General features: G+C 37.0%; 9 protein-coding genes and 1 pseudogene. 9 read left to right on the forward strand and 1 reads right to left on the reverse strand.

The genetic code is table 11. The annotated features are described in order from the left end of the window. The first annotated feature begins 1 nt into the window (after position 1). The 9 genes and pseudogenes from A9G42_RS06000 (at position 2) to A9G42_RS06035 (ending at position 5252) form a co-directional block, all read left to right on the forward strand. A protein-coding gene (locus A9G42_RS06000) for an IS3 family transposase (RefSeq protein WP_442903193.1) occupies positions 2-1074 on the forward strand; the annotation gives its coding sequence in 2 pieces (ribosomal slippage) (positions 2-239 and positions 239-1074; 1074 coding nt in all). A 138-nt stretch (positions 1075-1212) separates the two neighbouring features. Continuing rightward, positions 1213-1380 (forward strand): annotated as a pseudogene (locus tag A9G42_RS14740) (RHS repeat-associated core domain-containing protein); the annotation flags it as partial. Between the two features lie 3 nt (positions 1381-1383). Beyond that, positions 1384-1812, forward strand: a complete 429-nt coding sequence (locus A9G42_RS06005) for a hypothetical protein (RefSeq protein WP_065652934.1) — start codon at positions 1384-1386, stop codon at positions 1810-1812. Between the two features lie 19 nt (positions 1813-1831). Continuing rightward, positions 1832-2239 (forward strand): hypothetical protein, encoded by a 408-nt coding sequence (locus tag A9G42_RS06010; protein WP_065652935.1) that lies wholly within the window; start codon positions 1832-1834, stop codon positions 2237-2239. Between the two features lie 113 nt (positions 2240-2352). Then, the gene (locus tag A9G42_RS06015; protein ID WP_065652936.1) at positions 2353-3123 is read left to right on the forward strand and encodes a hypothetical protein; all 771 of its coding nucleotides are present in this window, start codon (positions 2353-2355) and stop codon (positions 3121-3123) included. A gap of 219 nt (positions 3124-3342) precedes the next feature. Continuing rightward, positions 3343-4002 (forward strand): RHS repeat protein, encoded by a 660-nt coding sequence (locus A9G42_RS06020; protein WP_065652937.1) that lies wholly within the window; start codon positions 3343-3345, stop codon positions 4000-4002. Between the two features lie 145 nt (positions 4003-4147). Further along, on the forward strand, positions 4148-4612 hold the full coding sequence (locus tag A9G42_RS06025; RefSeq protein WP_143426113.1) for a CdiA family toxin C-terminal domain-containing protein: 465 nt from the start codon (positions 4148-4150) through the stop codon (positions 4610-4612). Next, entirely contained in the window at positions 4612-4962 is a 351-nt protein-coding gene (gene cdiI / locus A9G42_RS06030; RefSeq protein WP_065652938.1) for a ribonuclease toxin immunity protein CdiI, read from the forward strand. The genes A9G42_RS06025 and cdiI overlap by 1 nt, the downstream gene beginning before the upstream one ends. Before the next feature lie 74 nt (positions 4963-5036). After that, entirely contained in the window at positions 5037-5252 is a 216-nt protein-coding gene (locus tag A9G42_RS06035) for a hypothetical protein (RefSeq protein ID WP_065652939.1), read from the forward strand. On the opposite strand, the gene A9G42_RS06040 is transcribed toward A9G42_RS06035, so the two are convergent. Next, a protein-coding gene (locus A9G42_RS06040; protein WP_143426114.1) for an IS3 family transposase occupies positions 5247-6335 on the reverse strand; the annotation gives its coding sequence in 2 pieces (ribosomal slippage) (positions 5247-6109 and positions 6109-6335; 1090 coding nt annotated over the 2 pieces). This gene is flagged as partial in the annotation. The two genes, A9G42_RS06035 and A9G42_RS06040, sit on opposite strands and share 6 nt — an antisense overlap.

Here is a 6335-nt window from a genome sequence, read left to right on the forward strand (position 1 = left end):
AATGACTGAACATCAAATCGTCGCTATTTTAAAAGAAGCTGAAGCGGGTATTCCCGTTAAAGAACTGTGCCGTAAATATGGCATGGGTAATTCAACTTTCTATAAATGGCGAGAAAAATACGGCGGTATGGAAACGTCGGATATTAAACGCTTAAAAGAGCTAGAAGCGGAAAACCGTAAGCTTAAACAGATGTTTGCCGAACTGAGCTTAAAATCCCAGCTTCAGGAAGAAATCATAAAAAAGCTTTAGTGCCCACCAAGGCACGTAAAACGTGGGCACAGCAACTACAACAAAATCATTCGGTTACTATTGTTATGAGTTGTGCTATTGTTGGCTTAAGCCGTTGTGCTTACTATTATCAACCTAAGTTGCAGGATGACTCGGTGATTGTTTCGGTGTTGAATGCTATCACAGACCGGCATTTACGCTGGGGCTTTCCTAAATGTTTTCATCGTATCAGAAAGCTTGGCTATCAATGGAATCATAAACGGGTATATCGGGTGTATTGTGAATTAAAGCTTAATCTCAGGGTAAAGCGTAAAAAACGCATTCCTCCACGATGCCCAGAAAGGTTATTAGTCCCCAATAAACAAGGTGAATGTTGGTCAATGGATTTTATGAGTGACAGTAGTCGTAATCAACGTCGCTTTAGGACATTCAATGTCATCGATGACTTTAATCGTGAGGCGTTAGGTATTGATATTGCAGTAAGCTTACTCGCAGGAAGGATTACCCGTTACTTAGATAAACTGGCCGAATATCATGGGTATCCATTAAAAATACGGGTCGATAATGGGCCAGAATTTACAGGAAAAACCTTTATAAACTGGGCTAAATCACATGATATAACCATTAATTATATCCAGCCCGGTAGCCCTTATCAAAATGGCTATATTGAACGATTTAATCGTACCTATCGTACTGAAGTACTCGATTTATATCTTTTTAACAACTTAGCGCAAGCAAGGAGAATAACTGAAGAATGGTTAACGATTTATAACACCGAAAGACCGCATGAGGCATTAAATAACATGACACCGATTGAGTATAAAACACTAAAACAAGCAGCATGATTTTCTACGTGAGTTGTGTACTAAGTTTGGGGTATTTACAAGGGCAGTATTTTGACGAGGACAAATTTGTCTGGAACAAATTTGAACAATGCTTTAGCATTGGCCCTGCAAGGGTGAGTATCAGGATGATACGAATAATCTGGGTTACATTATAATCGCTACCGCTATTACGACCCGTACACCGCCCGCTACATCAGCCAAGACCCTATCGGACTGGCCGGTGGTGAAAATGCCTATAGCTATGTCCCTGACCCACTGGCTTGGATTGACCCGTTGGGGTTGTCGGGGTTGTCGGATGAGTGTCCGGGAGTGAAAGCTGGAAAGGAGGCAAGTGCAACTCAAATTCCTGTAGATGAAAATAGATTTGTACTGCCAGATATTCCAAGAGTAGCGCAATCTCGAATTAATGTTGCAAATGTTACTCATGATAATGGTAAAGTAAGAGGTTTTAAATACGCCATGGGAAAACATGGTATTAATGCGACTATCCCCAATAAAAGTCGTTTTGTCATTACAAATGATGAAGTTAAAATGCTTTTGCAACGTTCCGATATTGTTAATAAACCCGTTTATAATCCAATTCAAATCGGAGGCAAGGTTGAAGTAGATAAATTTGTACGTCAAGTTGGCGTAGATAAAATTATAGGTATTGATCAAAGTGGAAGAAAAACGTCTATTCTAACTATTATTACTGATAAGAAAGGAAATTTAATTAATACTTTTCCTGGTAAATTGTAATTAATTTAAAAGGATAATTATGCCTCTGATTAATTTAAAAAAAACACGTTTGAATAATGAAGATGATGATATAGTACTCTACCGAACATTTCACGAAAATAATGGGCGTTATTTGGAAAGGGAAGGTGAGCCAGAAAAATTTAAAGTACTATGGAATATTGATGATTCATCTCCTTCTGTATTTAAAAGCAATCAAGATATTAATATGTTAATGCAAGATATTGAGGTGGTTTTAAATGAGGCTCATTCACAGAATGACAATGAGATGTGTAATCATCTAAAAGAAATATTTGTTTTATGTAAATTGTGTTTATGGAATAACGGTATGTTTTACTTAGAATTTACTCCTTGGGGGGTGAAATTGGATAGCTATCCTAGCAACCTTCCCGATAAATTTAAATTTAATATATCAAATATCGACAACTAATTGATTATTAAGTTAAAAGCAATAATAAGGTGACCAAGCCAGCTACCATCGTAATATCAGCGAAAAACTGAGGGTAAATGAATTATCCAATGGTATAAAGAGGGTAATTAAATATGTACAGTGGCATTGCTTTATATAATACAGAAAATATCTCACAGAATATTGCGCTAGCGTTTGCTGAAACATTATTTTCAGTATTAAATGTTCCTATTACAGAAGCTAGTTATGTTAAGCCGATAATCAAGAAGGACTATAGTGATTTTAAACTGGTTAAAATATCCCTAAAAGGATTAAAACAAAAAGTAGATCTACCGGAAACTCTCGCTTTTTATATATTTAATGAATTAGACGATATATATCAACTTCAATTTAGCTATAATACTGATAAATTTGGAGGAGCTAACGAAATTTGCATTTTATATGATAATAAACTTGATCACGACGATATCGTTTTGAACACTATAAAAAATTTTGCTTGCCAAAACCATTTTTCTTATGGCATAAAATTTACGGGATGTAAGACTATAAGTCGTGCGATTATGTATGGCGGGGGGACTAATCCAGCCGCAATATACCCTTACGAAAAATCTTATTTTGAAGAAAAACTATTAAACGACAATAAGCGACTGAGAATGATTTATACCGCTAATATTATTAATCAGCATCATTTAGAAATTGGTGTAGATAATACCACGCTGAAAGATTGGATATTAAGTGGTACAAGCCATGGTACGCTTGAAAAATTAAGCAATAAATTATGGTTATGGCAGGTTCCCGAGAATGAACTTGATAATATCAATTATTTTCTTGGACAATTGGGATTATTAATATCATGGGAATTACCCACATCAGAGCCAGAAAAACCTAAACGTAGGCTACCCTAAAATAGAATAATTGACGACAAATAAACAACCGTGCTTATATCAAATCCTTGCATTAAAACAGCGAGGATTTTCCTTATTTACTCTGTAATTTTATTGCCTATTAAAAAATCAAATAAAATCAATACGTTTTCTGAACAATTATTATAAAAAAAACAATAACTTTTTAGCCTACCCAAAAGCTGTTTTTGCTACATATATCAATACGACCAATACGGCAATGTGATTCGAGAGTTACGCGGTAAACGGCAACATACTGAGCACCAATTTAAATGGAATGGGCAACATCAGCTTATTGAATTTAAAAAAATTCGCCACTACTGGGATGAAAACGACAAAGACTTCCATCAAACGGTAGAAACCGTACACTGTTATGAGTATGACGCCTTTGGTCGCCGAATCAGCAAAACCAACATGCAAACGGGCGATAAAACGCTGTTCTTTTGGCAAGGTGAAAACCTCATTACGGAATGCCACGCCGATGATGCGGACTTTAGTGTGGAGGTAATCAGCAATGAACACACCAAAGCCCAAGACTACCGCTGCATCAGTTACATTTACGAGCCGGGCAGCACCGGCTTTAGACCCATGGCGCAGTTAGTCGGTCGTGGACGAGGTGGGCAAATCTACTACTACCTCAACGACCAACTCGGCACCCCGCAAGAGCTCATAACGGCGAATGGCGACATTGTCTGGAGTGGTGTTTACAAATCCTATGGCAACCTCGCCATAGAATACCGCACCGTACCACAAAACCTGCGCTTTCAAGGGCAGTATTTTGACGAGGACAAATTTGTCTGGAACAAATTTGAACAATACTTTAGCATTGGCCCTGTAAGGGTGAGTATAAGGATGATACGAATAATCAGGGTTACATTATAATCGCTACCGCTATTACGACCCGTACACCGCCCGCTACATCAGCCAAGATCCAATAGGGCTGGCTGGTGGTGAAAATGCCTATAGCTATGTTCCTGACCCACTGGCTTGGATTGACCCGTTGGGGTTGTCGGATGAGTGTCCGGGGGTGACAACGGTTAAAACTTTTCCTGATGGTATTAGTTTTGGCATCGATCAGCCAGCTCATTTAAGTACTGTAAAGGAATATACTCAGAGAAAAGGGATTACAGGTGGGCACAATGCAAATGCATTTTATTCCGCTGCAAACAAATATGGTATAAAGATCGTAGGCGAAACACCTACAGGGGTTCCTGGTATAACTGAAATAAAATACAAAATTCCAGCAAAGGATAGAGCTGGTAATATTAGTGGTTATAAAGACAAACCGTTAACCAAAACTATTTATGATCCTAAAATAGTATCAGATCAAAAAATATTAGCTTTAGGGCAACAAGCTGCTGCTAGTGGGTATAAATCAGCAATGGCATCAGGCGTTAGAGAATACACAAGTAGCGCAGGTGGAGTAAGTTTTAGGGTTTATTTAGACCTTAAAACAGGAACTGTAACAAACTTCTTTCCGGTAACGAAATAATGAACGAATATATTTTTAAACACATTGATTATGACAATGATCCTGATTGGGTTATTAAAGGTTTTTTTAATTCAATCCACCTTTATAGAAAATTTGTTTGGAGTATTGAATATATTATTAACAGGATCGGTTTTGTAATGGATGAAACATATTGTAATTTCCCTGATTGGAATGATTTAGATCCTGAATATCATTTCAATGGAATAATGTTTGGTGTCTGGGAGGGTGAAATTATAGTACCAGAGAAAATCGGTTTTAAATATGTTCGACTAGCGTGCGAAAATTATTTAAAACTTCATCCAGAAGATACAGATAAGATCAATAAGCTACTTGATAAAATTCCTGTATAATTATCCAAATTGACCTAAACGGTCAAACACTATCAACCCACCGCTGGCAGGAAGGCAATGAAATTGCCCGTAGCATGGGGCGATTTGGCAAACTCAATTGTCATCAGCAATTTGATAGCCGTGGTCGATTGCTTAATCAAAAAGTCAGGGTCAAAGACAGCCTGAATAAACCGATTGAACGTCATTACCAATATAATGTTGCCGGTGAGCTCACCCAAATGAGCGACAACTACAAAGGGGTAAAAACTGGTATGTCCACACTTTTTAGTACCAAAAAGATAAGGTCATAGATTCATTTTATATTCAATGGGTGACTGGTAATTTAAAGACGAATGAAGCCTGTTGTAATTAAACCAATCCACATAGTGATTAAATTGCAACCTGAGTTGTTCAAGTGAATCAAAAATCGTGTTTGACACAAATTCAGTTTTCACCGCTTTAAATGTTGCTTCAGCCACAGCATTATCATAAGGGCATCCCTTATGGCTTAATGAACGCTCAATGCCAAATTCCTTTAAACATTCATCAAGGAGATGATTATCAAATTCTTTTCCTCTATCTGAATGAAATAACTCAACTGAATTTAAGTTAATAGGGATTTGGCTGATAGCATCCATAACCAGTTGAGCATTTTTATGTTTTCCAGCACTTCGTCCCACGATTTCTCGATTGCTTACATCAATAATCACACAAAGGTAATGCCATTGTTGTTTTACTCTCACATAAGTTAAATCAGTCACTAACACTTTTCGTTGTTGGCCTACGGTAAACTCACGATTAAGTTGATTACTTACTGTTGATTCGTTGCTTTGTTCTGTATTAGCACGATATTTTTTACAGGTATATTTTGATACTAATCCGTTTTCTTGCATGATTCTACCAATTCGGCGACGGGATAATAGTATGCTTTTCTCCCTAAGCTCTGCTTGTAGTCGCCTTGTTCCATAGGCTTGATAGTTATCGTTAAATATCGCTTTCACTTTTTTACTAAGCTCTTTGTCTGTTTTTTTACTGGTTAATGGTTGTTGATAATAAAATCGATTTCTTGACACTTGTAAACATCGACATAACGCACGTAAGCTATATCGATGTTGATTCTCGGTGATTAATTTGATTTTCGTTCTATTATCAACGCCGCTTGCTTTAGGATGTCATTCTCCATTAACAATCGCTTATTCTCTTTACGTAGGGTTATGAGCTCATTTTCTTGAGTACTACGATTAGCTTGAGCTGTAAACTCACCAATAGTTTGATATTGCTTTATCCACTTATCTAATGCGGATTTAGTCAGGTCGTATTCGGTGACAATATCCGCTCGTTTTTTGCCATTTTGGTATAACATTACCCTCTGTTTTTTAAATTCATTACTAAAA

This window comes from Gilliamella sp. Nev6-6 (assembly GCF_001690605.1).
GTDB lineage: Bacteria > Pseudomonadota > Gammaproteobacteria > Enterobacterales > Orbaceae > Gilliamella > Gilliamella apicola_C.